General features: G+C 69.5%; 23 protein-coding genes and 1 pseudogene. 10 read left to right on the top strand and 14 right to left on the bottom strand.

Going from position 1 to position 25,332, the window contains the following annotated elements; translation table 11 throughout:
- Window positions 1-599 precede the first annotated feature (599 nt).
- Together ACGH7X_RS40870 and ACGH7X_RS40865 are read left to right on the top strand one after the other, a co-directional pair.
- Window positions 600-2,450 carry a tannase/feruloyl esterase family alpha/beta hydrolase gene (locus ACGH7X_RS40870; protein WP_399896185.1) on the top strand — a complete coding sequence of 617 codons (1,851 nt, stop codon included), beginning with the start codon at window positions 600-602 and terminating at the stop codon, window positions 2,448-2,450.
- A 247-nt stretch (window positions 2,451-2,697) separates the two neighbouring features.
- Window positions 2,698-3,774 (top strand): ricin-type beta-trefoil lectin domain protein, encoded by a 1,077-nt coding sequence (locus ACGH7X_RS40865; RefSeq protein WP_399896182.1) that lies wholly within the window; start codon window positions 2,698-2,700, stop codon window positions 3,772-3,774.
- A gap of 19 nt (window positions 3,775-3,793) precedes the next feature.
- On the opposite strand, the gene ACGH7X_RS40860 is transcribed toward ACGH7X_RS40865, so the two are convergent.
- The 4 genes from ACGH7X_RS40860 to ACGH7X_RS40845 all read right to left on the bottom strand — a co-directional run bounded on the left by ACGH7X_RS40860 (window position 3,794) and on the right by ACGH7X_RS40845 (window position 7,894).
- Window positions 3,794-4,759 carry a quinone oxidoreductase family protein gene (locus ACGH7X_RS40860; protein ID WP_399896180.1) on the bottom strand — a complete coding sequence of 322 codons (966 nt, stop codon included), beginning with the start codon at window positions 4,757-4,759 and terminating at the stop codon, window positions 3,794-3,796.
- 46 nt (window positions 4,760-4,805) lie between these two features.
- On the bottom strand, window positions 4,806-5,546 hold the full coding sequence (locus tag ACGH7X_RS40855; protein ID WP_399896178.1) for an SDR family NAD(P)-dependent oxidoreductase: 741 nt from the start codon (window positions 5,544-5,546) through the stop codon (window positions 4,806-4,808).
- An 80-nt stretch (window positions 5,547-5,626) separates the two neighbouring features.
- Entirely contained in the window at window positions 5,627-7,114 is a 1,488-nt protein-coding gene (locus ACGH7X_RS40850; protein ID WP_399896175.1) for an MFS transporter, read from the bottom strand.
- Between the two features lie 186 nt (window positions 7,115-7,300).
- Window positions 7,301-7,894 (bottom strand): TetR/AcrR family transcriptional regulator, encoded by a 594-nt coding sequence (locus tag ACGH7X_RS40845; RefSeq protein ID WP_399896172.1) that lies wholly within the window; start codon window positions 7,892-7,894, stop codon window positions 7,301-7,303.
- A gap of 331 nt (window positions 7,895-8,225) precedes the next feature.
- Here ACGH7X_RS40845 and ACGH7X_RS40840 point away from each other — a divergent pair, with 331 nt between their 5' ends.
- The 3 genes from ACGH7X_RS40840 (at window position 8,226) to ACGH7X_RS40830 (ending at window position 11,684) form a co-directional block, all read left to right on the top strand.
- Complete coding sequence (locus ACGH7X_RS40840) at window positions 8,226-8,684, top strand: nuclear transport factor 2 family protein (RefSeq protein ID WP_399896170.1); 459 nt, start codon at window positions 8,226-8,228, stop codon at window positions 8,682-8,684.
- 58 nt (window positions 8,685-8,742) lie between these two features.
- On the top strand, window positions 8,743-9,972 hold the full coding sequence (locus ACGH7X_RS40835) for an epoxide hydrolase family protein (protein WP_399896167.1): 1,230 nt from the start codon (window positions 8,743-8,745) through the stop codon (window positions 9,970-9,972).
- A gap of 251 nt (window positions 9,973-10,223) precedes the next feature.
- A complete protein-coding gene (locus tag ACGH7X_RS40830; protein WP_399896164.1) occupies window positions 10,224-11,684 on the top strand; it encodes an MFS transporter in 1,461 nt (486 codons plus the stop codon).
- A 123-nt stretch (window positions 11,685-11,807) separates the two neighbouring features.
- Here ACGH7X_RS40830 and ACGH7X_RS40825 read toward each other — a convergent pair whose 3' ends face one another.
- The 6 genes and pseudogenes from ACGH7X_RS40825 to ACGH7X_RS40800 form a co-directional block, all read right to left on the bottom strand.
- The gene (locus tag ACGH7X_RS40825) at window positions 11,808-11,951 is read right to left on the bottom strand and encodes a hypothetical protein (protein ID WP_399896161.1); all 144 of its coding nucleotides are present in this window, start codon (window positions 11,949-11,951) and stop codon (window positions 11,808-11,810) included.
- Between the two features lie 117 nt (window positions 11,952-12,068).
- Window positions 12,069-12,395 (bottom strand): annotated as a pseudogene (locus tag ACGH7X_RS40820) (nuclear transport factor 2 family protein); the annotation flags it as partial.
- 15 nt (window positions 12,396-12,410) lie between these two features.
- Window positions 12,411-13,085, bottom strand: coding sequence for a TetR family transcriptional regulator (locus ACGH7X_RS40815; RefSeq protein ID WP_399896158.1), 675 nt, complete (start codon window positions 13,083-13,085; stop codon window positions 12,411-12,413).
- Between the two features lie 149 nt (window positions 13,086-13,234).
- Window positions 13,235-14,053 (bottom strand): SDR family NAD(P)-dependent oxidoreductase, encoded by an 819-nt coding sequence (locus ACGH7X_RS40810; RefSeq protein ID WP_399896155.1) that lies wholly within the window; start codon window positions 14,051-14,053, stop codon window positions 13,235-13,237.
- Window positions 14,054-14,120: 67 nt separating this feature from the next.
- The gene (locus ACGH7X_RS40805) at window positions 14,121-14,873 is read right to left on the bottom strand and encodes an SDR family NAD(P)-dependent oxidoreductase (protein WP_399896153.1); all 753 of its coding nucleotides are present in this window, start codon (window positions 14,871-14,873) and stop codon (window positions 14,121-14,123) included.
- An 85-nt stretch (window positions 14,874-14,958) separates the two neighbouring features.
- Window positions 14,959-16,032, bottom strand: coding sequence for an aldo/keto reductase (locus ACGH7X_RS40800; RefSeq protein ID WP_399896150.1), 1,074 nt, complete (start codon window positions 16,030-16,032; stop codon window positions 14,959-14,961).
- A 288-nt stretch (window positions 16,033-16,320) separates the two neighbouring features.
- Here ACGH7X_RS40800 and ACGH7X_RS40795 point away from each other — a divergent pair, with 288 nt between their 5' ends.
- The gene (locus tag ACGH7X_RS40795) at window positions 16,321-16,536 is read left to right on the top strand and encodes a hypothetical protein (protein ID WP_399896147.1); all 216 of its coding nucleotides are present in this window, start codon (window positions 16,321-16,323) and stop codon (window positions 16,534-16,536) included.
- A 109-nt stretch (window positions 16,537-16,645) separates the two neighbouring features.
- Here ACGH7X_RS40795 and ACGH7X_RS40790 read toward each other — a convergent pair whose 3' ends face one another.
- Entirely contained in the window at window positions 16,646-17,647 is a 1,002-nt protein-coding gene (locus tag ACGH7X_RS40790) for a Bax inhibitor-1/YccA family protein (RefSeq protein ID WP_399896145.1), read from the bottom strand.
- 376 nt (window positions 17,648-18,023) lie between these two features.
- On the opposite strand from ACGH7X_RS40790, the gene ACGH7X_RS40785 reads away from it, so the two are divergent.
- Together ACGH7X_RS40785 and ACGH7X_RS40780 are read left to right on the top strand one after the other, a co-directional pair.
- Window positions 18,024-18,863, top strand: a complete 840-nt coding sequence (locus tag ACGH7X_RS40785; RefSeq protein WP_399896142.1) for an oxidoreductase — start codon at window positions 18,024-18,026, stop codon at window positions 18,861-18,863.
- A 60-nt stretch (window positions 18,864-18,923) separates the two neighbouring features.
- Window positions 18,924-19,781, top strand: coding sequence for an oxidoreductase (locus ACGH7X_RS40780; protein ID WP_399896139.1), 858 nt, complete (start codon window positions 18,924-18,926; stop codon window positions 19,779-19,781).
- 480 nt (window positions 19,782-20,261) lie between these two features.
- On the opposite strand, the gene ACGH7X_RS40775 is transcribed toward ACGH7X_RS40780, so the two are convergent.
- The 3 genes from ACGH7X_RS40775 to ACGH7X_RS40765 form a co-directional block, all read right to left on the bottom strand.
- Window positions 20,262-20,669, bottom strand: a complete 408-nt coding sequence (locus ACGH7X_RS40775; protein ID WP_399896136.1) for a peptidase inhibitor family I36 protein — start codon at window positions 20,667-20,669, stop codon at window positions 20,262-20,264.
- A gap of 146 nt (window positions 20,670-20,815) precedes the next feature.
- A complete protein-coding gene (locus tag ACGH7X_RS40770) occupies window positions 20,816-21,652 on the bottom strand; it encodes a DUF3152 domain-containing protein (RefSeq protein WP_399896133.1) in 837 nt (278 codons plus the stop codon).
- A gap of 735 nt (window positions 21,653-22,387) precedes the next feature.
- The gene (locus ACGH7X_RS40765) at window positions 22,388-22,801 is read right to left on the bottom strand and encodes an SsgA family sporulation/cell division regulator (protein ID WP_399896130.1); all 414 of its coding nucleotides are present in this window, start codon (window positions 22,799-22,801) and stop codon (window positions 22,388-22,390) included.
- 295 nt (window positions 22,802-23,096) lie between these two features.
- Here ACGH7X_RS40765 and ACGH7X_RS40760 point away from each other — a divergent pair, with 295 nt between their 5' ends.
- Entirely contained in the window at window positions 23,097-23,756 is a 660-nt protein-coding gene (locus ACGH7X_RS40760) for a response regulator (RefSeq protein WP_399896127.1), read from the top strand.
- Window positions 23,757-23,909: 153 nt separating this feature from the next.
- Entirely contained in the window at window positions 23,910-25,319 is a 1,410-nt protein-coding gene (locus ACGH7X_RS40755) for a CHASE3 domain-containing protein (protein WP_399896125.1), read from the top strand.
- Window positions 25,320-25,332: the final 13 nt, after the last annotated feature.

Raw genomic sequence — 25,332 nt, 5'->3', positions numbered from 1 at the left:
CGAGCTGGCCTGGCAGGCACTGCACACACCTCGGTCACCACTGCGCACAACGAACACTACGCGAACGAGAACGCGAACGAGGACGAGGAGGAGGACGGCGTCTTCCTGGGGTTCTGACCTGGGCCGGAGCAATTCGGCCTCTCGATCGGGTTCAGCAGCAGGGTGTTTCCGTCTCGGGATCGCGGTTGGCTCCGCTGATCCGGCCCAGCTCCGCGGCACTGATGCCGGGCCTGTCGCTGCCACGCGTGCGGGGCCACCGAGCCACTCGCGGTGATGATGCCGCGGAGTAAGTCATACGGAATGGTGGGGCCGGTTCCAGGGGCGGTGGCCTGTGCCTGCTCCCATGCGGGCCCTTGCCTGTATGGCGGCGCTCAACGGGCGAGGTGGGCAGAGACTCCATACGTTTCTCTGGAGCAGTCAGAGCGCGCCAGATCGAGACCCGTTGATCCCCGGCGGCCGGCCGCGCTGCCCGGCGGCACACGTCCGGCCGATGCGGTGAGACGGCGTGCCCGGCCTCGGGCCCGCCGAGCCGCACCGCGTGACGCGGGTGGGCAGGATCAGCGGCTCGCGGCTCGGCGCTCCATGTTCTGAGGAGTGCAATGAGAATATCGGCCTTCGCCGTCACCGGGGTGCTCGCCCTCTCGGTCGCGGCACCGTTCCCGGCGGGCACCGCTTCGGCGTCGCCTCCCTCGCTCCCCCTGGGGGGACCCTCCAGCAGGTGCACCGACCTGTCCGTGGCCGCACCCGCCGGCACCGAGGTGGAGTCCGTGAAGGGGGCGCGACGAGCGGGCGGGACCGTCACCTTCCCAGCGGTGGCGCCTCAGCCGGCCCCGCCCCCGGCCACTGGTGTTCCGGCGTACTGCGAGGTCACCGTCACTCTCACTCACCCCGGTGCCGGTGACCACGCGCACATCACGGTCTGGCTGCCGGAGACGGGCTGGACCGGCCGCTTCCAGGCGGTCGGGGGCAGTGCCTTCGCGGCGGGGGACTTCGGACCCGGACTCGCCACCGCCATCAAGAGCGGGTACGCCGCTGCCACGACCGACGCGGGCGTCACCCCCGCCTACCTCGACGTCGGCTGGGCGCTCGAGCCCGACGGCGAGGTCAACACACCCCTGCTGGAGAACTTCGCCGACCGGGGGCAGCACGAGATGGCGCTGGTCGGCAAAGAGATCACCGACGCCTTCTACGGCCGCCCGGCCGACTACTCCTACTGGAACGGCTGCTCCACCGGCGGCCGCCAGGGGTACGTGGAGGCGCAGCGTCACCCCGACGACTTCGACGGCATCCTCGCGGACGCCCCCGCCATCAACTGGGACCGGTACGTGCCGGCGACACTGTGGCCGCAGGTGGTGATGAACGAGGAGCACACCTTCCCCGCCCCGTGCGTGCTCGACGCGTTCACCCAGGCGGCCGTCAAGGCCTGCGACCCTCTGGACGGGGCCACCGACGGCCTCCTCGGCGAGCCCGCCGCCTGCGCGTTCGAACCGCGCAAGCTCATCGGCAAGGCCGTCGACTGCGACAAGAAGAAAGTGACCATCACGGCCGCCGACGCCGACGTCGTACGCAAGATCTGGGACGGGCCCAAAACCCCTTCGGGCGAGCGGCTGTGGTACGGAGTGCCGGTCGGGGCCGCCCTCGACGCGCTGGCAGGCACCGAGGCCGACGCGGACGGCACCCGGTCGGGCGCGCCCTTCCCCGTTCCCGCCGTGTGGGTCTCGACCTTCCTGGAGCGCGACCCCGAATTCGACACCTCGACCCTCACCTACGCCCGGTTCGCCGAGCTGTTCGAGCAGTCGCGTGCCCAGTACAACCGCATCATCGGCACCGACGACCCGGACCTTGCCGCCTTCCGCGAGGCCGGCGGCAAGCTGCTCACCTTCCACGGCTCCGCCGACCAGCTCATCCCGACCCAGGGCACTGTCGACTACCGCCAGCGGGTGCAGCGGCTCATGGGCGGCACCGACGAGGTCGACACCTTCTACCGGCTGTTCCTGGCGCCCGGCGTGGGCCACTGCGGAGGCGGCGGCACCGGTCCCGTACCGACCGACCCGCTGGCGGCCCTTACGGACTGGGTCGAGAACGGCAAGGCCCCCGACACACTGCCCGCGGCGGTCACCGACGCCGACGGCAAGACGGTGACCCGTGACCTCTGCCGCTACCCCCTGATCTCCACCTACACCGGGCACGGAGATCGGCGCGCGGCCGGAAGTCACCACTGCACGGCCGGATCGGAAGCGGGCGACCTCCCTCCCCTGAGTACCTCCACACCTGACTCCGACGGCAGCGACACGAGCGACGACGGCACGGAGCGCGGTCGTCCCGAACTCGCCGCCACCGGAAGCGGCACCACACTCCTGCTCCTGGCAGCCGCGGCGGCCACCCTCCTCGGGGGCGGCGCCCTCATCACCGGCCGCACCGGCCGTTTCCCTCGCAACCGAAGGCGCTGAAGTCCCTGAGTGGGGCGCTTTGCCGCCTTGGCGGGCCGTCGGTTCTTCCGGCGGCCCGCTCTGCGGTGTTGCTGGGCGGCACCGGGTACCGGAGCGCTCACACATGTTCTCGGTTCGCTCACATCTCGGTGATACGGTGCGCGCCGGCCGTGCGATGCGTTGGTTCAGGTTTCGGCCGCATACTTGAGATCCTCATGTCACATGTCGTTCGGCCGCCGGTGTCCGGCGCCCCGTTCGGAAGGAACCCATGCCATCTCCACGCGCACCTCGTCCGGACGGAGGCCTCCCCAAACGCGTCCCGGGCAGCGGGAAGCAGGTCGGCTCCTCTTCCGCACCTGCCCAGGACAAGGTGACGGCCGAGGAGACCGGTCCGACGGCTCCGGCGGGCGGGCCCGAAGCGGCCGACCGGGACCTGCCCCGGCTCGTCCAGTTCTCGTCGCTCGGCTCCCGTACGAACTCCGGTGAATCCCGCACAGTATCGTCCCCGGCGGCCGGCACTCCGGCGGACGACTCGTCGAAGAACCCGTCCAGGGGCCTCTTCAGGCGTCGCGGTGACAAGGCCCGGCGTGAGGGGTTCCGTGGCGCGCTGGGCGTGGTGGGCGTCGTGGGGCTGCTGGCCGCGGGTGCCGTCGTTCTGACCCTCGCCCTGGGCGGCGAGGACGGCGACGGGAAGCGCGACGGACGGTCGGTGGCCGTCGACTCCGGCGGCTACGACCTGGACGACGTCGCCGGACTCGGTCGGCCCGCCGACCCGTCGGCGAGCGTGTCCGCCCCCACGGGAGCCGGGGACGGCAAGGACGCCAAACCGTCGGCCAAGCCCTCCACGTCCGCCTCACCCAGTGGCCACGCGTTGGGCACGGCCTCCGCGGCTCCCGGCGGTGAGGCCACCGCCCCGGCCCAGGACAACGCCCCCTCCGAGCCGTCCGAGCCGAAGTCCATGCCGGGCGTGGGCGTGTTCAGCCACGCGTCGCAGCGCTGCATCGACATCGTCGGCGGCAAGGCCGCACAGGGCGCGAGGCTCATGATCTGGGACTGCTCGGGCTCCGCCTCACAGCACTGGACGTTCCCGTCGGACGGGACGATGCGCGCGCTCGGCATGTGCGTGGAACTCGCGGGCGGCTCCACCGACGACGGAGCAGACCTCCGCATGGCCTCCTGCGACGGCCGTCAGGCGCAGCGGTTCACACTGAACGCGCGGCACGATCTGGTCAGCGGCCTCGCCAACAAGTGTGCGGACGTACGGGACGAGCAGACGTCGAACGGCACAAGGCTCCAACTGTGGAACTGCAACGGCCACGACAACCAGAAGTGGTCCACATCCTGACCGTTTCCGCTCAGTGGGTTCAGGGGAACAGCAGCAACTTCCCCGTGGTCGCCCGGGATTCGATGTCGCGGTGGGCCTGTGCCGCGTCCCTGAGCGGATAGCGCCGACCGATGTCGATCTTCCACTGCCCGCTTCGGATCAGCTGGAAGATCTTCTCGGTGTTACGCACCAGGTCCTCGCGGGTGGGGATGTGGTCGCGGAAGACGGGATAGCTGATCTTGATGCTGTTGGGCAGTTCGCGCAGGGTCACCGTAGGGACGGCGCCGATGACAGCACCGTAGTACAGCAGAGTCCCGTGCCTGCGCAGCACCTTCATCGACGCATGGAACGTCGTCTCGCCGCCGCCGTCGAACACGGTGTCCACACCCTGCTGGTCGGTCAGCTCCAGTACCGGCTTCACGAAGGCGTCTCCCGTGGAGACCAGGACATGGTCCGCGCCGAAACGCCGGGCGACCTCGGCCTTCGCCGCCGTCGACGTGAGCCCGATCGCCGTTCCGCCGCGCGCCTTGACCAACTGGATGATCTTCTGACCGAGGCCACCTGCCGCGGCGTGGACCAGTGTGACGTCCCCGGGCCCGACCGGGGCGGCTTCAGTGACGAAGTGATGGGCGGTGATGCCCTGCATCATCACGCTCGCCGCCACCTCGTCGGAGATGTCGTCCGGCAAGCGCACCGCACTGGTGACCGGCAGCACGATCCGCTCGGCGTAGGAGCCCCAGGCGAACACCCAGGCTACGCGATCCCCGATGGCGAACTCGGTTACGCCCGGGCCGATTTCGCTCACCCGCCCGGCGCCTTCCACTCCGGGAATGAAGGGGATCTCACCCGTCGGGATCCCCATTCGTCGCGTTCCCGTGTCCATGAAGTTCACCCCGGCCACGGATACCTGTACGGCGATCTCCCCAGGACCCGGACGCCCTGCCGGGCTCTGGGTGATTCGCAGTTCCTCCGGCCCACCCAAACTGTTGACCACGATCGCTTGCATGTGTCTGAACCTTTCTCCGCGCGGGTGGGACATTTTTGGTGGCGCCTCAGGCGATGAGCAGTCCGCCGTCGACCGGAATCACGGCGCCGTTGACGAACGATGCCTCGTCCGAGAGGAGGAACGCCACCACGTTGGCGATGTCCTGCGGTGTGCCGAGCCGACCGGACGGCACCGAGGCCGCGTATCCGTCGACCTCCTCCTGGCTCAGGTTCCCGAGCATCGGGGTGAGGACAGCCCCGGGCGCGATGCCGTTGACACGGATGTTCGTGTTCTCCAGGGCGGCGTTCTTCGTCAGGCCGACCGCGGCGTGCTTGCTGGCCACATAGGCGTTCAGACTCTTGAAGGTCCGCAGTCCGGCGAGCGAGGCGACGTTGACGATCGCGCCGCCGCCGGCGGCGAGCAGGGCCGGGATCTCGGCGCGGAGGCTGAAGAAGAGCCCGGAGGAGTTGACCCCGTTCACTCGCTGCCAGAGTTCCAGCTCGGTCTCCTGTATGAGGGCGTGTCCCTGCCCGATGCCCGCGACGTTGGCCGCGAGGTCGAGCTTCCCGAAGTGGGTGACGGCGGCGTCGACCATCGCCTGGGCCGAGGCCGGGTCGCTCACGTCGGTGTGCTGGAACAGAGCGGTCCCGTCGGCGGCGGCGATCTCGGAGGCGACCCGGGTGCCGCCGGCCTCGTTGAAGTCGGCGATGAGCACGGAAGCCCCTTCGCGGGCAAGGTGCTTGGCGACCGCTTCACCCATGCCCGACGCGCCACCGGTGACTACGACAGACTTTCCTATGAATCGCATGTTTTCTCCTATATATCGAGTTTTGCTACGGCAACACTTTCACTGATCCAGCGGTTGGCAGTGGGCGAAGGCGTCCCCGGTCAGAAGGGGCTGTGCTGGTCGGCGAGTTCGGCGACCCGCTGCGCGGGGGTGTCCTGGCTGTGCACCGTCGGCTTCCTTCGGCCCGGAATCAGCAGACAGGAGGCCAGTCCCGCGACCGCTGCCACGGCCAGCAGCGCGAATGCCGCGGTGTATCCGCCGTCGCTGGGGTATCCCCCGCTGGTGGTGCTGGAGGTGAGGACGCTGGAGACGAGCGCGGCGCCGACCGCACCGCCGATGGTGCGGATGTTCGCGTTCATCCCGCTGGCCGCGCCGGTGTGTTCGGCGGGGACGGCGTGGACCACCACTGCGGACAGGGCGGAGAGCCCGATGCCGAACCCGATCCCGCCTATGGAGGTCGCGACGACGATCTGCCACACCTGCTCATGAAACGCCGAGATCAGCGAGAAGGAGACGATCACGGGCACGGATCCCAGGACGAGCAGGTGCTTCGCCGGAAAGATCCTGGCGAGCGGGCCGGCGGCGAAGCCGCTGACGAACTGGGTCACCGTGATCGGCAGGAACAACAGGCCGGACACCGCGATCGATTTGCCAAGACCGTAGCCCGTACTGGTCGGGACCTGCAGGAACGACGGGATGAAGCCGAAGGACGAGTACAGGGTGACCCCGAAGAAGAACGAGGCGACGTTCGCGGTCCACACCGGTCGAAGCCGGAACACCCGCATGTCGATCAGCGGGTGACGGGAGCGGGTCTCCACCGCGGCCCAGATACCGCCGGCCACGATCGCGGCGGCGAACAGGACCAGCGTCCTGGCCGATCCCCAGCCCCACTCCTGCCCCAGGCTCAGGGGCAGCAGCAGGAGCACCAGCGCCGCGGCGAGTGCGAGGGCCGCCGCCCAGTTCATCCGCCCCTCGGCCGTCACCCCGGAACGCGGGATGAACAGGAAGACGGCAAGGGCCACGGCGGCGTTGGCGATGGCCGGAAGCCAGAACAGCCAGGGCACTCCGAGATGGGTGATGATCGGACCCGTCACGAGCACGCCGATCGCGCCGCCCACCGAACTCGTCGCCGCGATCATCCCGACGGTGGCCCCGACCTTCTCCCGGGGCACCAGGTCACGGACGATGCCGAAGGCCAGCGGAAGTGTCGCACCGCCCGCGCCCTGCACCACGCGGCCGAAGACCAGCAGCGGCAGACTGGTGGCCAGCGCCGAGATCACGCTGCCGACCGCCAGAACCCCGAGCATGGCCATCATGGTGTTGCGCTTGCCGACCCGGTCTCCCAGCCGCCCCAGCACTGGCGTGAGGACAGCGCTGGACAGCAGGAACGCGGTGAGTACCCAGCTCACTCCGACCTGGTTGGTGTGCACGTGTCCGCGCAGCGCCTCGAGTCCGGGATTCACCATCGACTGCACCAGCGTGTAGGACACGGTCGCGATCGACAGCGTGGCCAGCAGCACACCTGTGCCGCGGGCGATGGGATCGGGCCTCGACGCACGGCGGGGGGAGTCAGCAGGAGTGGACTTCATAGTCCAATACTTGCAGACGAAACACTGGACCGTCAAGTCCATTCTTATCGGGAGTCCAGATATGTGTCGACACCCGGGCCGGCGACGAGCCAACCGTCACCGGTCCGCTCGCCGCGCCCAGGCCGCCCGGGCCGCCAGAGTCCCGTGAGCCCCGCTCGTCGGCGTGACGGCCCCCCGATCAGACCCTCAGGACACGACGGCCGCCGGCCTGAGCGGCTCGATGGCACCGGTGAGCCCAGCAACCAGGTACTCGATACGACCGGTCGCCCGCAGCATGACGACGCCACCCTGAATGGCGACCAGGATGCTCCTAGCGCGGTCCACCGCCGTCTCGTCGCCTCCAGGCGTGAGTGCTTCCGCGCCACGCAGCAGCGCCGCCTCCCACGCTTCGTACAGGTTGGACACCACCGCACGCGCCTCGGGCGAGGACTTCCCGAGTTCGGAGGTGAGACTCCCGAGCGGACAGCGACGGCCCAGCTCCGCGTAGTGGTTGATCACGGTCTCGCGCCACTTCTGCCAGGACTCCCACGTGGTCAGGTCGCCAAGATACGGCTGCTGAACCTCAAGGACCTGTTCGGCCTCGTGCTCGGCCACAGCCACGAGCAGGTCGGATCGCCCGTCGGGGAAGTAGTGGAACAACTGGCTCTTGCTCGTGGACGTCGCGGCGCGCACATCGTCGAGGGTCACCTCCGCGACCCCCTTCTCCCTGATCAGCAGCGCAGCCGCGACCACGATGCGCTTGCGCGTCGCCGCGCCCTTGACTGTCATACCTCTGTTCATGACGCCATTGTCGCACTCTCTGGACTGTATAGTCCAGTAGTGAGGTCAGGGGTCACGTCGCACGGCGGGCCGGGTGCGACACCTGCACCACACCCGCAGCCACACCCGCGGAGTGGCGCACACGAGTGACGCACACGAGTGACGCACACCCAGGAGCGAAGCGACACTCTAAAATTGGACTTGACAGTCCAATGATGGAGGGTTCATACTCAGATCAACCGATACATCCGGAAAAGTGTTCCCAGGGTATCTCGTGTGCTTCAACGTCGAAAGACACGTATTCATGCCGGGGAAAGACCGCAGAGTGATGAGAAGAGTGGAGGCACGACCGATGGATGCCATCGAACGCCTGAGCACGGTCGAGGATTTGCGACGCCTGATGGCGCGCTACGTCTACAACGCCGACATGCAGCGCTGGGAGGAACTAGCCTCGCTTTTCGCTCCCGACGGCACGTTCACCCCGCACAACGTCGACGGTTCCGTCGCGGCCCGCATGGCGGGCCGGTCACAGATCGCCGAGTCGATTCCAGCCAGCGTCGGCGCCGAGGCCGTGGTGGTCCATCACCTGTTCTCCGACGAGATCGACGTCGAGTCCGCGACCTCTGCCCACGGGGTGTGGGCGATGGAGGACCTGATCAAGCGCCCCGCCAGTACCGGGCCCGACGGCAAGCCGCGGTTCACCTCCATGCACGGCTTCGGGCACTACCGGCCCCGGTTCACCAAGGTCGACGGGGAATGGAAGATCGCCGAGCTCGTACTGACCCGGGTCCGGATGGACCTCGAGTACTGACATGACCACCGGTCCCCGTCGCCGGGGCCGATCATCCTCGAACGAAGGAAGCATCACCGTGAGCAGCACCGATTCCCGTCGTGACCCGGAGCCGTTCGTCGTCGACGTCCGGCAGGAGGTCCTGGACGACCTGCGTGCCCGGCTGAAGGCCACCCGGTTCGCGTCCGACCCGGAGAACGACAACGAGACCTACGGTCTGAGCACCGCCTACCTCAAGCCCCTGGTCGAGTACTGGGCCGACGGCTACGACTGGCGGGCGGCCGAGGCGAAGCTCAACTCCTTCAACCAGCACCGCCTGGACGTCGACGGCAGCCCGGTGCACTTCATCCACGAACGGGGCAAGGGCCCGGCACCGATCCCGCTGCTCCTGATGCACGGCTGGCCCTGGACCCACCACCACTGGCACAAGGTCATCGGCCCGCTGACCGACCCCGCCGCGCACGGCGGCGACCCCGCCGACGCCTTCGACGTGATCATCCCCTCCCTGCCCGGCTTCGGCTTCTCCACCCCCCTGACCAACCCCCGCGAGAACTACGCCGACATGGCCGACCGCTTCCACACCCTGATGACCGACGTGCTCGGCTACGGCAGGTACGGCGTCGGCGCGGCCGACTACGGCGCGCTCGTCGGCGCCCGGCTCGGACACAAGTACGCCGACTCCCTCTACGGCATCCACCTCGGCAACGAGATGCCGCCCGCGATGTTCCAGGGCGACCGCTTCTGGGACCTGACGGGCGGCCAGCGCACCGAGGACATGCCCGAAGACATCCGGGCCCGGACCCTGCGCCGCAACAGCACCTACGTCTCCCACGTGGCCGCACACCTGCTCGACGGCCAGACCCTCACCCACGGGCTGAACGACTCCCCGGCCGGCATGCTGGCCTGGGTCCTCAAGCGCTGGAAGACATGGAGCGACCGCAACGCCGACTTCACCGCCGAGTGGCCCGTCGACGACATCCTCACCTTCGCCACCATCTACTGGGTCAACCAGGCCATCGGCTCCTCCATCCGCGCCTACAAGAACGCCAGCCTCTACCCGCCGAAGCCCGTCAACGACCTGAAGCCGTACGTCCAGGCCCCGGCCGGCTTCACCTTCCTGCTCGGCGACCCCTCCCCCGGCTCGGAAACCGCCGAAGAGCGCATCGCGACCTTCAAGGCCGGCGGCGGCCAGTTCTACGCCGACATCCGCGACGTCAACGTCCACGAAAAGGGCGGCCACTTCGGGCCCTACGAAAACCCCGAGGCCTGGATCCAGGACCTCCGCACCACCTACCGCAAGCTGCGCTGACCCCCTCGAGAAGCCAGGGCGGGTGGCCGGCCTTCTGAAGAAGGCCGGACCCGCCCTGGCTTCTTGGGGCAGGTGAGCCGAGTTCGACCGAATGATCCCGGAGTCGACCGTCATATGACTGATGTGCCTGAACAACCGGATTTTCTAGTGTGATCCCACTCAGAGACCCTGCTCAGTACTCGGTGGGAGCACTGCTGCGTCCATCCCACTGATTCATGCCCTCACCGGGTGAGGGCTTCCTGGAGAAACCCATGTCTCGTAACGCCGGTCGCGCGGACAGATCCCAACTCACCCTCATATGTATCTCGATCGCTCAACTGATCGTGGTCTGCAACGCGGCGATCCTCAATGTCGCACTCCCCTCGGCGCAGCTCGACCTCCACATATCCGACGGCGGACGGCAGTGGGTGATCACGTCGTACACCCTGGTCTTCGGCGGGCTGCTGCTGCTGGGCGGTCGGCTGGGCGACGTGTTCGGCCGTAAACGCATCTTCCTCGTCGGGCTGATCGGCTTCGTCCTGGCATCCGCGCTCGGCGGGTCCGCGCCCAACTCCGGGATTCTGCTCCTCGCCCGCGCCCTGCAGGGCCTGTTCGGAGCTCTCCTCGCCCCGGCCACCCTGTCCCTGATCTCGCTGACCTTCCCGGACGGCAAACGACGCGCCCAGGCGTTCGGGGTGTTCGCCGCCATCACCACGGCCGGCGGCGCCGCGGGGCTTCTGCTGGGCGGCGTGCTGACCAGCTACCTCAACTGGCGCTGGGCGCTGTTCATCAGCATTCCGCTGGCCATCGCCCCTGTCATCGGGGTCATCGCTCTCGTCCAGGACGACGCCAAGACCGACCGCGGTGCGCGGCTGGACTTCCCCAGCGCCGTCCTGGCCACACTCGGCCTGGCCGCCCTCGTCTACGCCTTCAACCTCGCCGACAGCCACGGTTGGACGGCGGGCGTCACCCTAGGCTGCTTCGCCGGGGCCGTCGTACTGCTGACGGTGTTCGCCCTTCTCCAGACCCGCGTCCGCGAGCCGCTGCTGCCGCCCCGCATCCTGCGTGAGCGCAATCGCGCCGGGTCCTACCTCTCGGCCGCCCTGGCGCTGCTCAGCCTCTCCGGCATCACACTGTTTCTTACGTACTACTTGCAGGCCGTCAAGGGGTACTCCCCGGCACAGACCGGTGTCGCCTACCTTCCTCTGGCCGCCGGGCAGGTCATCGGCTCCTCGGTGATCGCGGCCCGCCTCCTCACGCGGATTCGGCCCCGCAGCATCATGACCGCCGGATACCTGTTCGCCGCGGTCTTCGTGCTGCTGCTGACGCAGATCGACATCGACACACACTTCGCCCCGCTCCTCCTCATCGCCGAGTTCGGACTCGGCGTCAGTCTGGGCACCGCCTTCATGCCCGCGGCCAGTCTCGGCACCTACGGGATCGGTCCCAGGGACGCGGGCGTCGCCTCCGCGATGATCAACATCTCGCAGCAGGTCGGCGGTTCGATCGGTGTCGCGCTGCTGAACACCCTGGCCACGAGCTCCACGGCCACGTATCTGACCGCGCACGGTGCCGCCATGCACAGTGCCGCGCTGGTGAACGGATACCGCACGGCCTTCCTCTGGGCGGGCTGCTTCCTCATCGCGGCCGGCCTGGTCGCGTTCTTCACCGTCGACGCCGGCCGCTCCCACGCCGCGGAGAAGGAGCCCGCTCCGCAGGAGTCCGTCGCCTGACGCCCGCTGTCAGGGCCTTTGCAGCAGGTCGGCGACGCCGGTTCCCCGGCGAGCCGCCTCGGCGACGGCGCCGCGGGTCTGGGCCTCATACACCGTCAGGGCCTGCCTGTCATCAGTACGACATCAGGCGACGCCGAAGGCGTGGTGGGTCTCCTCGTCGAAGGCGAACGGTCTCTCGTCGGTGTGCAGCCGCAGGAGGAGGGCTCCGTCCTCCCGCGACATGTGCATACGCCGGTAGGCGTGCTGGTGGTCCTGGAATCGAGTCATGATCCCGGGACAGCACGACTGGACCGGAACGTCCATATCCGGGGGCGGACCTCATCCCGGCACCAGAAGGCAACCGAGGATCTCGCCGCCCGGACGGGGAGGCCGGACCGTCGGGTGTTACTGGGACAGGCTCCGCGCGTACACAGGGTTGGTGTAGTCCCGCCACTCCACGATCTGGCCGTCCTGCAAGCGGTAGACAGCCATGTTCCTGACCGGCGCGAGCCGCTTTCCGGGACGGGCGAGACCGTGGATCTGTTCCTCGATCACGATGTCGCCGTTGCCCGCGCTGTGAAGCATGGTGAACTCGACGCGCTCGAAGATGTTGAAGACGTTGCTCCACATGTTCACGACGCCCTCCCTGCCCTTGATCTGCGGATCGCCGTAGTTCTCGAACACGACGTCCGGGTGGAGGCAGGGCGCGAGCGTCGACGCGTCCTTGTGGGCGAAGAGTGCGAGGTGTTACCGGAGGTTGAGCAGTCCCGTGACGGCGATCCGCAGCGCGCGGCCGAGTCGTTCGGCGAAGTCGACTCGGGTGTGGGCCAGTTGCGGGTCCTTGAGGGCCTCGACGACCTGCGGTGAGGGATTGGCGAAGGGCCAGAGCCCGGCCGTGACGACGATCGCCAGGGCGACGAGTTCTCGGGCCGCGGGCTGCGTGAGCGCGGTCGCGTACTGCCGCAGCAGGGTCGCCAGCCTGCTCTGGAGGCGGTTGTTGTCCAGCTTGAAGTCACGCGCCGCTTCACTGGAGATGTTGCGTTCGAGTTCGGTTCCGAGCGAACTGAGCAGTTCGCACAGCAGGGGCCGGCGGGCCAGGGAGCGGGCCAGGGCGTCCGCCACCGCCTCGGGCGGTGCCGGTGCGGCGGGGGCGGCGGCTGCCAGATCGCCGGGCAGGTCCTCCAGCCACTGCTCGAAGGTGCGGTTGAGCAGTTCGAAGAAGACCGCTTCCCTGGTCTCGAAGTAGCGCACGACGTTGGTCTTGGACAGTCCGACCCGCCGGCTCAGTTCCCGGAGGCTGATGTCGCTCACCGGCATCTCGGCCAGGAGTTCCGCCGCGGCCTGGAGGATGGCGTCCTTGCGGGCCTGGCGTTGTTCGGCGCTGCGCGCTCGTTGGAAGTCGATCGGCCGGTCTTCTGTCATCGCTGCTGTCCCAGTCGCCTTCCCGGGGCGCTCGTCCCACGGCCCGTACCCGAGCCGCGCCCGGCAACATTACCGGCCCCCGGCGGTGCCGCCCGGGCAGGGGCGGCACCGCCGGGGGCCGGTTACCGCCCTGCGGCCGGGCCCGAGGGTCACACGGACTCGCTCACGTGGCGCCACTTGGCGTCCCCCTCGGCGAGGGTCTCGGCCACGTACTGGCCGACGGCCACCGCGTCCTTGCCGAGCAGGAGACGCAGCGGCGGGTCCTGGATCTCCGTGATGTCCAGGAGGATCCGCGCCACCCGGACCGGGTCGCCGGCCTGCTTGCCGTCGGACTCGCGCTGGCGGGCGATGGCGGGCTCGATGACCGGCTTGTAGGGCTCGCTGACGGGAGGCGTACTCATGGACGAGCCGGCCCAGTTGGTGCGCATGGCACCCGGCTCGGCCACCGTCACCTTGATCCCGAGGTGGGCCACTTCCTTGGCGAGGACCTCGGAGAAGCCGCCGACCGCCCACTTCGCGGTCTGGTAGGCGCCGAGGCCGGGGCCACCCACACGTCCGCCGACGGAGGACACCTGGATGATGTGACCGGCGCCCTGCTCGCGCAGGACCGGAAGGGCGGCCCGGGTGACGTTGACGACGCCGAAGAGGTTCGCCTCGACCTGGGCGCGGAAGTCGGCCTCCGACGCGTCCTCGATCGCGGCCATGTCCGCGTAGCCGGCGTTGTTCACCAGGACGTCCAGGCGTCCGAACGCCTGGACCGCCGCGTCGACGGCCCTCCTCGCGGCGGCGGAGTCGGTCACGTCCAGGGGAACGAGGCGGACGCGGTCCCCGTACTTGTCGGCGAGGTCGGTGAGGGACTCGGTGCGCCGCGCGGTGGCCACCAGGTTGTGGCCTGCCTCGAGGACCGCCTCGGCGAGGGTACGGCCCAGTCCTCGCGAGCTTCCCGTGATCAGCCAGGTCTTGCTCATGATGTTTCCTCGGTTTCTCTTGATGACTTGATGATTGGTTGTGTGTGTGGGGGATGGGGGTGCGGGGTCAGATGAGGAATCCGCCGTCGACCGCCAGGTGGGCGCCGGTGACGTAGGAAGCCTCGTCGGAGAGCAGGAAGGCGACGGCCTTGGCCACCTCCACGCCGGTGCCGAGCCGGCGGGCCGGGATGCGCTCGGCGATCTTCGCGACCTCTTCGGGGTTGCCCTGCTGGCGGGGCACCGGGATGACGCCGGGCTGGAGTTCGTTGATCCGGACTCCGTGCCGGGCCCACTCCGAGGCGGCGGAACGGGTCAGTCCGCGCAGGCCGTGCTTGCTCGCGCTGTAGGCGGCACGCGTGGGCATTCCCCGGTCGGCGAAGACGCTGGAGATGTTGACGACGGCGCCGCCGCCGGCCTCCAGGATCGCCGGGACCTGGTACTTCATGCCGTAGAAGACACCGGAGAGGTTGATGCCGAGGGTCTTGTTCCACTCCTCCTCGGGCAGCTCGGGCACCTCGTGCACGACGCCGGAGGTACCGGCGTTGTTCACGGCCAGATGCAGGGCCCCGAACTGGCGGACGGTCTCGGCGACGGCGTGCTCGACGGCACGCGCGTCGCTCACGTCGGCGGGCAGGACGAGGGCCTTGCCACCCGCTGCGCCGATCTCGTCGGCGAGCTGACGCAGCGGATCCGCCTGCCGGCTCACCAGGGCGACGTTCGCCCCGCGTGCGGCCAGCAGGCGGGCGATGTCGGACCCGATGCCGCTGCCCGCTCCGGTGACGAAGGCGGTCTTGCCGGCGAACTGGTCGTCGTAGTTCATCGGGGATGCTCCTTCTGATGCGTCGTTCTGTACGTCGTTGTGGTGCGTCGCTCCGGTGTCGACGGGCCCTGCGGCCTCCGGTGCCTCAGTCCTCGGTGTCGCGCGGAAGGACGTTGAGGGCGCCGTACCTGCCGCCCTTGATGTGTGCGGCGTCGAAAAGGGCTCCCAGGTGCGCCACGTCGTCGGCGCTGATCCGGACCGAGGTGGCCGCGAGGTTCGCGCGGACGTTGGCCGGGCGCCGGGAGCCGGGGATCGGGACGATGTCGTGGTGCCGGGCCAGCAGCCAGGCCAGCGCGATCTGGCCGGCCGTGTGGCCGGTGTCCGCGGCGAACTCCTCGAGCGCGTCGACCAGGCGCCGGTTGTGCTCGAAGTTCTCGCCCTGGAACTTGGGCAGCGTGGACCGGAAGTCGTCGGGGCCGAACTCGGCTCCCCCGCGGAAGGCGCCGGTGAGCATGCCGCGGCCCAGCGGGCTGTAGGGCACCAGCGTGATGCCCAGGCGCCGGCACTCCGGCAGCACCTCGGCCTCGACGCCGCGCTCCCACAGCGAGTACTCGCTCTGGAGGGCAGCGACGGGGTGGACCGCGTGGGCGCGGCGCAGGACCTCCGGGGGGACCTCGCTCAGGCCGAGCGCCCGGACCTTGCCCTCGGCGACGAGTTCCGCCATGGCGCCCACCGTCTCCTCGACGGGCACGTCGGGGTCCAGCCGGTGGTAGTAGTACAGGTCGATCCGGTCCGTGCCCAGGCGCCGGAGGCTGGCCTCGCACGCCTCCTTGACGTACTCGGGGCGTCCGTCGAAGAAACTGCGGCCCTCCGGGGTCGGGCGGGCGGAGAACTTGGTCGCCACGACGGCCCGGTCCCGGCGGCCCCGCAGGGCCTTGCCCAGCAGTTCCTCGTTGTGCCCGAAACCCGCGACGGGGCGGCCCGGCGTGGCGCTGCTCGCCCCGTAGTAGTCCGAGGTGTCGAGGAGTTCCACACCCAGATCGATCGCGTCGCGGATGGTGGCGACCGAGGCGTCGGGGTCGGCCGAGCCGTAGAACTGCGACATCCCCATGAGGCCGAGACCGACCGGCCGCACGGACAGACCCGAGCCGCCCAGCGGCGTGCGGGCCACTCGCGCCGGCTCGAGGCCCTCATCCGTGCGCGTGGTGTCGTCGTTCATCTCTGAACACCCTTCCGTCTCACGGTCGTATCAGTGATCGGCCCATAAGAGGCCAGTGGAACTTTACGCGCTCCACCATAAAGGTCCACTGGCCTCTTGTCGAACGGGCGCGCGGAGACAGGCGTCACAGGCGGGCGGCACAGGCGGGCGGCACTCGTCATTCCGCGGGCCGGAGGGACGAGGCCGTGGGCTCGGCCTGAGCCGTGGTGCCGGCCCGTCCCTCCGGACCCTGCCGCCCGGACCGGGGAGGAGAGGCTCGCGAGTCGACCGAGCAGCTGCGCCACGCCGGTGAGTGCCCGGACCGCGGCGTCGGGCGGTCCGGACAGGGACTCGGACCACAGCGCGTCCTCCGCGGCGGAGAGGAGGCGGGAGACGTCGTCCGCCGGCCGGGCGGAGCGCGGTGCCGTCGCGCCCAGCGCCTCGTCGGTCCGGGGCGGGGTGCGTTCCCAGGCGGCGAGGCCGATGGGCGTGGAGATCGCCACACCCGCCGAGAACGCCTGGTGAAGGCGGTGCAACCCGGGGTCGGAGGCCACCAGGCGGCCCCACGCCCCGGCCGCGAGTCCGTGTATCGGCGCCATGTCTCCTCCTCCGCGGTGGTGGCCTCGCGGCCCGGTCAGCAGACGTCGTCCGGTGTGGCGAGGCTCAGTAGGCGAAGGCTCTCCACGTAGAGCCAGGTCAGGGTGAGGGTGAGTCCGAAGGCGGCGTGCCAGGACTGTGTGCGGGGTGTGCCGCGGGTGATCTCGTGTTCGACGCGGCGCAGGTGCAGGGCGAGGAAGCCGGTGCCGGCGGCGAGTCCGGTGACTCCGACGACGGCGCCCAGGAGCAGATACTGGAAGCCGGGCGCGGTGCCGGTGGCCGCCGACAGCAGGAGGTCGGCGGCGATGAGCAGGTTCAGGCCCAGTGCCGCGGCGGTCAGGAATCCCCAGGTCCGGCCGGTGACGCGTATCCAGCGCAGCGCGTGGGCGCCCAGGACTCCGGCGAAGCCGGCCATCGTACCCATGACGAACTGGACGAAGATGCCCGGGGAGACATGGGTGGACACCGTGTTCGACAGCACGCCGAGGAAGACTCCCTGGACCAGAGCGAAAGCCAGGGTCAGTACCGGGGACGAGCGGCGCCTGCGGCACTGGACGAACACCAGGGCGGTGGCCGTCAGGCCGGCCCCGCCCGCGATGCCGTAGGAGACGGCCGTGTTCACCGAGGCGAGGGGCGGCACCAGCCAGGAGAGAACGGCCGTGAGCGCGGTGAGGGCGAACGCCACCGCGGTACGGGCCAGGACGTGGCCCATCATCAAGAGGTCCGCGACGTGGTACGGAGGAAGGGCCGGGTCCGCCTTACGGGCCTGGTCCGTGCCTTCCGCCGGGGGCACGAGGTCCTGGGAGACGGGCACCTCGACCAGCGGGGTTCTGGCCGCGGTCTCCACCAGCGGGCTCCTGGCCGCGGTCTTCCGCCCGCCGTACCGGCCCAGCACCCGCCGGGACAGGACCGGATTGCTGCTCTTCAACGAACGTGTCTCGACCGGTGTCACGTCGATTCCTCCCTTGTCGTACGTGCTGCCGTGCGCCTTCTCGACGAAGGTGTGCCTGCTGATCGCGCGACGCGGAGCCCGTGGCACCGGTGCGTGACCGCCTCGGGCCGGACCGGCCGACTCCACTCTCTCCCCGGGAGGTATCGGGCACATCAGTCACATGACGGTGTGTGCCGGCACTTCCCGCACACATGACGGAGCGCCCGCCGAGGAAAACACCCCAGTCATGTGACAGATGCCGCAACGGGCAAGTCGTAGCACAGTGACCATGTGACCGCGGCCGGCGCAGCACCTGTGCGCCGCCCACCGCGACAATCGCGAGCGGTTCACACCTACACGTGGTTCAGGAACACGTATCTCATCGCGGGCAACGGTAGCCCAGCCACAAGGTTCCTTTTAGGGAATAAACAGGACATATTATCTATATTTGCTGCGACAAAGAAGAGGGACGAAGAGCGTGAATATGACCAAGGTATGGCTGATCACCGGGGCCTCGCGGGGCTTTGGACGTGAGCTGGCGGAGGCGGTACTGGAATCGGGCGACCGGCTGGTGGCCACCGCTCGGCGTCCGGAGCAGCTCGCGGACCTCGTCTCCCGGTACGGGGACCAGGTCCGCGCGGTGGCGCTCGACGTCACCGACGCCGCGGCGGCCCGCGACGCGGTGCGCGTCTGCGTCGACGCCTTCGGGCGCCTGGACGTCGTCGTGAACAACGCCGGGTACGCCAACAGCGCGCCGATCGAGGAGATGGCCGAGGACGACTTCCGCGGCCAGTTCGAGGCCAACTTCTTCGGCGTCGTCAACGTCACCCGGGCCGCGTTGCCGGTCCTGCGCAGCCAGCGCTCGGGGACGTTCGTGCAGTTCTCCTCCCTCGGTGGCCGGGTGGGCGGCACCCCGGGCATGGGCGCCTACCAGAGCGCCAAGTTCGCCGTCGAGGGCTTCTCCGAGGTCCTGGCCGGCGAGGTCGCCCCGTTCGGCGTCAAGGTCGTCATCGTCGAACCCGGCGCGTTCCGCACGGACTGGCAGGGCTCCTCCATGCAGCTGCACACCGTGGGACCGGACTACGACGAGACCGTGGGCGCGATCAACCGCTACCGCGAGGAGAACAACGGAGTCCAGCCCGGGGACCCGGTCCGCGCGGCGAAGGTCATCCTCGACGTCGTCAACCACGACGACCCCCCGCGCCGGCTCCTGCTCGGCGCCCAGGCCGTGACCATGGCACTCGAAGCGGGCCGGGCGCGCGGCGCCGAGACGGAGAAGTGGGCCGCCGCGAGCGGCTCGGCGGACTTCCCGGCACAGCCGTAGGCATGGCACGCCCTCCGCATCACCTTCCGCGACACCCCTCGTCATACCAAGGAGCACCTCATGACCCGCAAGACCTGGCTCATCACCGGAGCTTCCAGCGGCCTGGGCAAGGCCCTCGCCGAGTACGTGCTGGAACAGGGCGACCAGGTGGTCGCGACCGCCAGTTCGACCCGCGCCACCTCCGAACTGGCCGCCCGCTACCCGCAGACGGCCCTGGCGGTCCCGCTCGACGTCACCGACCCCGAGCAGCGCGCCGAAGGCGTCCGCGCGGCGGAGGAGCGCTTCGGCGGGATCGACGTCCTCGTCAACAACGCGGCGATCGATTTCATCGGGGCGCTCGAAGAGCAGGAGGAGGCCGACTACCGCAGGCTGTTCGAGGTCAACTTCTTCGGCGCGGTCGCCCTCACCCGGGCGGTGCTGCCCGGCATGCGCCGACGGGGCAGTGGCACCGTCGTCAACGTGTCCTCGATGGACGGCCTGGCCAGCCTTCCCGCCAACGGCTACTACTCGTCCAGCAAGTTCGCGCTGGAGGGCTTCACCGAGGCACTCTGGCAGGAGATCGAGCCCCTCGGCCTGCACGCCATGATCATCCAGCCGGGTTCGTTCCGTACCGGCATCGAGAACCGGACCAAGGCCTCCGGGCAGGCGATCGAGGACTACGCGGCGACCGCGGGGGCGTTCCGCGGCATGATGGGCAGCCTCACTCCCGAGATGTTCCCCGGTGACCCCGACAAGGCCGCCGAGGCCATCTACGACGCCGCCACGACGCCGGAGCCCCGCCACTGGATCGTGCTGGGCAGCGACGCCCAGCGTCGTATCGGCGTCAAGCTCGACCAGCTGCGTGCCGAGTTCGACGCCGGCAAGGACGTCGCCCACAGCACCGACTTCCCGGGCAGCGCGGAGAACGCCGTTCTGTGAACGGGGCGGGCCGGGCGTCGGCGGCGGGCATCCACTCCGCCGGCGCCCGATTCCGCTCCACACGTCCAAGGGGCCCCGCCCCACGGCGGGCCTTTGGGCTTTGAGCAATACCCGGACAGCGTTGTTGGGAGTCGCGCGCCGAGCCGCCCTCCCGTCCTCGTCGGTGGGCAGGCCGTAGTCCAGCTGGACGAAAGGGAGTTGTTCCGTCTCGTCGGCCCTCCTGGGCGCGGCGGAGACCAAGGTCCACTCGGTGCGGGTGGGCGGCTCGACGGTGCCGTTGACGCGCGACCCGGCCACCGTGCCGAACCAGTGCATGTCCGTGGTCCGCCCGCCGGGTAGCGGACCGGGTCGGAGGCACGTTTGCGGAGTCGGCACCGCTCCCACGGATCGGGCGCCTGCACGGCAATCCGGCAGGCGCCCGATGACGCCGGAACCGCGGTTCCGGCGTCGCGTTGACCGCGCCGGGTTCTGTTGCCTACGTCAGTTCGGGTACTTTCCCACCCATTCCGACGTGTTGTCCGCGCTGCCGAGGCCCGACAGGTGGTGGAAGGGGGCAACCTTGAAGTAGTTCTTCCCATACAGCTTGGCGAAGGCCACTTCGTAGTTGGTGTTGTTCACCACTGACGAGACGTTGTGCCACATGTCCTGGCGGGTCTGGCTGAAGTCGAAATCGTCCTGCTGACCCCACCGGACCTTGAGCGAGGAGCCCTTGTAATCGGGACTCGCGTAGAGGCAGAACTCGTAGGTGGCCGCGTCGCAGCCACCGTCGGCAGCCGGCGCCGCGGCCGCCTCGGTGGCGGTACCGGCCAGGGTCGCGCCGACCGCCGCCATCCCCATGACGACTGTCGCGAGTTGCTTCTTGAAGGTAGCCAACTGAATGCCTTTCATCCGTTGCTCCGGGAGCCACGTGGCTCCCTCATACCAACGTTGGTGTGTGCCCCCGCTGTTCACATCTGCCAGGAGTCTTCCGTCGGCGGGGTCCTGGCCCCGCCCGAGAATGCCCTGGTCCTGGCGGTGGCGGTGGCGGTGGCGGGTCACGGCACCTTGGGTCCGCCGAGATACGTCCCGTGTGCGTCGTACGGCCACGCGTTTGCCTCGCAGCCGTCCAGTCCGTCGATCTGCTGCATCATGGCCGGCGCCGGCTCGCCGGGTCCCGGGCATCCCTCGTGCCCGTGCCCGATGCGGTGTCCGACCTCGTGATTGATGATCAGCGCGCGGTAGTCCGACAGCGGGCCGGGGAATTGCGGGGATCCGGAGGTCCAGCGCTTCAGGTTGACGAAGACACGGGAACCGACGTCACAGTTCACCTCTCCACCCGTGTCCAGTCCCGCGGCACCGCAGATCCTGTCCACCGTCGCGGGAGAGGCGATGACGACCACGAAGTCCCGGTCGCCCTCCGACACGAGCTGGAAGCCGTCGTGGCCGTCCGCCGTCCAGGATCTGGGGTCGGCGAGTATCCCGTACACCTGCCGCGCCGCGTCGTCCGCCGACAGCCCGATTCCGTCCTCCACGCGGACCTTGAAGCGTCGGATCGTGCCGGTGCCGACCGGCGGCGCGGACAGCCTCCCCGTGACGAAGCCGTCCGTGTCCTCTGCCAGGGGGGAGGGTGTGTTGCCCGGTGGAGCATCGGTCGAGGCGGGTTCGGGTGTCCCGCTCTCCTGTCCGTGGGTCACGCTGGCGGCGCTGCTGGTGGTGATGCCGAGGAAACGCAGCAGGTGTGGGGCGTTCAAGGCGCCGACCGCGAGGAGAACACCGACCAGCGCCAGCCGCACCCGTCGCCTGCGCTCACGACGGGGCCGGCGCCGGGACACGGGAGCCGCGCTGCCGCTGGGCTTTCGCGTCCTGGCCGGCGGAGCGGAGTGACGTGCCATGTGCGTTGCCGATCCACGATCCGGATACCGGGGGAGGACGGTCCTCCCCACCTCGCACGAGACCGATGGGTGCTTTTGTTCATTCGGCCCTCCGAAGGAGACCCGGGAATCGGGGCGCCAGGACCACGCCGACCGGGAACCACCGCTGTGCGGGCGTCCGCGACCGCGGGCACCCGCACAGGACCTTGCCGCCGCTGCCGGCGCTCCGGTCAGAAGTCGAGGCTCCAGCCGGCGAGCCGGCCCGGCTCCGGATCGGCGCTGGGGATGCCCACTCCGGCGCTGCTGCCCGTAGCAGCCGGGGGTGGAGGCGCCGGTCGCGCTGTCCCCGCATGCCGGGGTCCGGGTCATGGTGTCGCGGGGGGTGCTCGTCACCGTGGCGTTCGAGCGGTCGGCGGACATGTGCACCACCAGCGCCACGTCCGCGTTGCTGCCGCTCTGCACACCTGTCCCGGAACAGCCCCCGCCGAGCAGTCAGTCCGCCTCACCGGTGCGACCGTCCGAGCCGATGACCAGGATGTCGGCCGGCGTCCGGCCGGGGGCGTCGGCCTTCTCCGGCCGCCCCTGCCGTGCCCAGGACGAGGGCTGCCGGGCGCAGTCCGGCGATCCGCGGCACTCGTCGTCCGCGCGGCACGGGTTTCGCGCGTACGGGAGCGAAGCGCGTCTTCACCTCGACGGCCGGTCACGCAATCCGACGAACACCTGACTCGGGCCGGGTGAGACCTTGCCGCGGGTTGCTCAGTCCGCCGGTTGCGACAGTTCGTCCCAGTTCACCCCGTCCATCTCGGTTCCCCGAGGCACCATGGCGTAGGTGTGGTCGAGCCACTGCGCGACCGGTTCGGCGGGGATCTCGAACAGTGCCGTGTGGGTGTTCACCAGGCGCAGGCAGAACGAGGAGGCCTCTCCGTCGGGAAGGTCGTACAGCGGCCAGAGCACCACGTCGCCCTCGCCCGAGCGCGCGCTCAGGCCGTCGGCCAGCATGTCCCTGGACAGGACCCAGCGCACGGGGCACTCGCTGTCGGTGTCGAGAACCAGGGTGACGGCGAACGGGTCCTGCTCCGCGTACGAGAACTCGCAGGACAACGTGAGGGCGAGTTCGGGGGACAGCCAGCGCGCGATCTCCAGCGTGAGGTTGCACTTCTTCATCGTCATCTCCTGGGTGCTCCGTGCCGGGCGGTCTGCCCCGGCGCAGGGCTTCTGGTCTTCCGGTCCGGGGCTCCGCCCAGTCTCGGAGCGAACCGTGTCGTGGTCTGTCGTGTGCTCCCTCGACGCCTCTCGGGCCACCCTCACGGTTCCCTGGGGCATGCCCCACAGGCGGGGCGAAGCGGGGGGTGTGTGTCCGGTGCGAGGGCCGTTCCCGGCACCGGCGGACCGGAGAGTGTGTGTCTGCACGGCATCACACTTCTCAGCCACATACGTCCGGCTTGTCTCAGGCTAGGATGCGGCCATGAGCCAACCACTGCGGGCGGTGCTCGGAGAAGACCAGGCGATCGTGCGCGAAGGCATCGTAGCCATACTTCTCAGGGCCGGCATCGACGTGGCCGCCGCCGTCGACAACGCGGCGGATCTCGTCCGCGCGGCCCGGGAGCACCGGCCCGAGGTGGTCATCACCGACATCCGGATGCCGCCGGGTCTGGAGGACGACGGGTTGCGTGCCGCGCAGGAGATCCGCGCCGCGCAGCCGGAGACCGCCGTCATCGTCCTCTCCCAGTTCCTGGACGCCTCCTACGCGCTCGACCTGGTGGGGGACGACCCGAGTGGGGTGGGATACCTCCTCAAGGAGAAGGTGGCGAGCCCGCGGGTCCTCACCGATGCCGTGGAGCGGGTCGTGGCCCGTGGCTCGGCCCTGGACCCGGACGTGATCTCGGCGCTGCTGGGCCGCAAGCGTCCAAAGGACCCTCTGGCGGCACTCACGCCGAAGGAACGGGAAGTTCTCGCGCTGATGGCCGAGGGGCACTCCAACACGGGTATCGCCGAGCGGCTGTTCGTGAGCGTCGCCGCCGTGGAACGGCATGTGACCGGCATTTTCCTGAAGCTGGGGCTCGGCCAGACGGCATCCGGACAGCACCGGCGGGTCATGGCGGTACTGCGCTACCTCGGGCAGTGACGACGGAGCACCGGGACCGTCCGCTCGCACACCTGTAACGGGTTCTTTGCGCACACGTTTCACTTCCGGGGCATGTTTGGTCGCCGGTTCCGCTCACATGCATACTCGACACACAAGCAAGGTGTCTCGATTCTTTCCATCGCTAGGCGGAGCATGAGTGCACGACGGGAGCGCAGAGGGCTGCGGCTGCGGCTGCGGCTGCGGCTGACGAGCCTCACGATCGCGGCCAGTGGCCTGCTCGCCCTGCTGATAGGCATCGCCTTCGCCGTCCTGCTGTGGGCGATCGCCGACGCGAACAGCTCCACGTCGGCGCGGCGCGCCTCGCGGTCCGCCCTCGTCGAGGCCGAAGGGATGGAACGACTGCTCCTGGACCTCGAGACGGGGCAGCGCGGATTCGTGATCACCGAGCGGGAGGCGTTCCTCCAGCCGTGGAAGTCGGCGCGTGAGCAACTCCCCGCGAAGGCGAGTCGGTTCACCGAGTCCACCACCTCGTCGGAAGGACGCCGCACCGCCGAGCAGATCACGCGGGGCATCGCGTCCTTCCTGGACGACTACTCCGTTCCTCTGGTCGAGGCGGTCCGGCACCATGACCCGGCCGCGTCCACTCTGGCGAAGACGACTGAGGGAAAGCAGCGCGTCGACACGTTGCGCGCCCAGTTCCATCAGTACATGGTGGCCGAACGCGCCCAGCTCGCGGCTCGGGAGGACGCCGCGAGGACCAACGGGCGGAGGGCGGTGCTTGCCGCGTGCGTGGGGCTCGCGGCGTCGACGGCGCTCGTGGCCGTGTTCACCGTGCTCCAGCACCGTGCGGTGGTGCGGCCGGTGCGCAGGGTGGTGGCGGCGGCGCGGCAGCTCGCCGGGGGTGGCCTCGGAGTGCGGGTTCCGCCCAGCGAGGTGGCGGAGATCGCGGCGCTGGGGGCCTCCTTCAACACCATGGCCGCCTCGGTGCAGGACAACCGCAGACGGATCATGGAGAGCGTCGAGGCGGTCCATCGGCGCACGGCCCGCGACCTGCACGACGGAGCGCAGCAGCGCCTGGTGAGCCTGATGATCGGGCTTCGGCTGGCGCGGGAACTGCTGCCCGGGACGGAGACGTCCGTGGCCGACCTGCTGGACCAGTCGATCGACAACGCGCAGACGGCGATCAACGAACTGCGGGAACTCGCCTCCGGCATCTATCCGCTCGTGCTGACGGTGAAGGGGCTGGTGCCGGCGGTGCGGGACCTGGCGTCCCGGTGTCCGGTGCCCGCCGTCGTGGAGAGCAGGAAAGAGCGGAGGATTTCCTCCACCGTCGAGTCCAACGCGTACTTCGTCGTGGCCGAGGCCGTGACGAACGCGGTCAAGCACGCCCACGCCTCCCGCATCGACATACTCCTCGACTTCGCCGACGTGCTGCGGATAAGGATCGCCGACGACGGCGTCGGCGGGGTCGGCGACGCCCCGGCCGGCAATGGGATGACCGGTCTGGCCAACCGGGTGGCCGCGTTCGACGGCACGCTGGCCATCGAATCCCCACCCGGCGGTGGCACCACGATCCTGATACGTATCCCTGTTCCGTCCTGAGCGGCGCCGGACG

It is taken from the genome of Streptomyces sp. BBFR51 (assembly GCF_044591655.1).
GTDB lineage: Bacteria > Actinomycetota > Actinomycetes > Streptomycetales > Streptomycetaceae > Streptomyces.
The sequence above is the reverse complement of the archived record's forward strand: the minus strand, read 5'-3'. Positions and strand labels throughout refer to the sequence as shown.

Excerpts from the sequence above, each read along its gene's own strand:
- ACGH7X_RS40780 (WP_399896139.1), top strand. The coding sequence starts at position 18,924 with ATGACCCGCAAGACCTGGCTCATCACCGGAGCTTCCAGCGGCCTGGGC.
- ACGH7X_RS40770 (WP_399896133.1), bottom strand. The coding sequence starts at position 21,652 with ATGGCACGTCACTCCGCTCCGCCGGCCAGGACGCGAAAGCCCAGCGGC.
- ACGH7X_RS40760 (WP_399896127.1), top strand. The coding sequence starts at position 23,097 with ATGAGCCAACCACTGCGGGCGGTGCTCGGAGAAGACCAGGCGATCGTG.
- ACGH7X_RS40830 (WP_399896164.1), top strand. The coding sequence starts at position 10,224 with ATGTCTCGTAACGCCGGTCGCGCGGACAGATCCCAACTCACCCTCATA.
- ACGH7X_RS40815 (WP_399896158.1), bottom strand. The coding sequence starts at position 13,085 with ATGACAGAAGACCGGCCGATCGACTTCCAACGAGCGCGCAGCGCCGAA.
- ACGH7X_RS40785 (WP_399896142.1), top strand. The coding sequence starts at position 18,024 with ATGACCAAGGTATGGCTGATCACCGGGGCCTCGCGGGGCTTTGGACGT.
- ACGH7X_RS40825 (WP_399896161.1), bottom strand. The coding sequence starts at position 11,951 with ATGACTCGATTCCAGGACCACCAGCACGCCTACCGGCGTATGCACATG.
- ACGH7X_RS40840 (WP_399896170.1), top strand. The coding sequence starts at position 8,226 with ATGGATGCCATCGAACGCCTGAGCACGGTCGAGGATTTGCGACGCCTG.
- ACGH7X_RS40800 (WP_399896150.1), bottom strand. The coding sequence starts at position 16,032 with ATGAACGACGACACCACGCGCACGGATGAGGGCCTCGAGCCGGCGCGA.
- ACGH7X_RS40845 (WP_399896172.1), bottom strand. The coding sequence starts at position 7,894 with ATGAACAGAGGTATGACAGTCAAGGGCGCGGCGACGCGCAAGCGCATC.
- ACGH7X_RS40805 (WP_399896153.1), bottom strand. The coding sequence starts at position 14,873 with ATGAACTACGACGACCAGTTCGCCGGCAAGACCGCCTTCGTCACCGGA.
- ACGH7X_RS40765 (WP_399896130.1), bottom strand. The coding sequence starts at position 22,801 with ATGACGATGAAGAAGTGCAACCTCACGCTGGAGATCGCGCGCTGGCTG.
- ACGH7X_RS40850 (WP_399896175.1), bottom strand. The coding sequence starts at position 7,114 with ATGAAGTCCACTCCTGCTGACTCCCCCCGCCGTGCGTCGAGGCCCGAT.
- ACGH7X_RS40755 (WP_399896125.1), top strand. The coding sequence starts at position 23,910 with ATGAGTGCACGACGGGAGCGCAGAGGGCTGCGGCTGCGGCTGCGGCTG.
- ACGH7X_RS40865 (WP_399896182.1), top strand. The coding sequence starts at position 2,698 with ATGCCATCTCCACGCGCACCTCGTCCGGACGGAGGCCTCCCCAAACGC.
- ACGH7X_RS40860 (WP_399896180.1), bottom strand. The coding sequence starts at position 4,759 with ATGCAAGCGATCGTGGTCAACAGTTTGGGTGGGCCGGAGGAACTGCGA.
- ACGH7X_RS40855 (WP_399896178.1), bottom strand. The coding sequence starts at position 5,546 with ATGCGATTCATAGGAAAGTCTGTCGTAGTCACCGGTGGCGCGTCGGGC.
- ACGH7X_RS40870 (WP_399896185.1), top strand. The coding sequence starts at position 600 with ATGAGAATATCGGCCTTCGCCGTCACCGGGGTGCTCGCCCTCTCGGTC.
- ACGH7X_RS40775 (WP_399896136.1), bottom strand. The coding sequence starts at position 20,669 with ATGAAAGGCATTCAGTTGGCTACCTTCAAGAAGCAACTCGCGACAGTC.
- ACGH7X_RS40810 (WP_399896155.1), bottom strand. The coding sequence starts at position 14,053 with ATGAGCAAGACCTGGCTGATCACGGGAAGCTCGCGAGGACTGGGCCGT.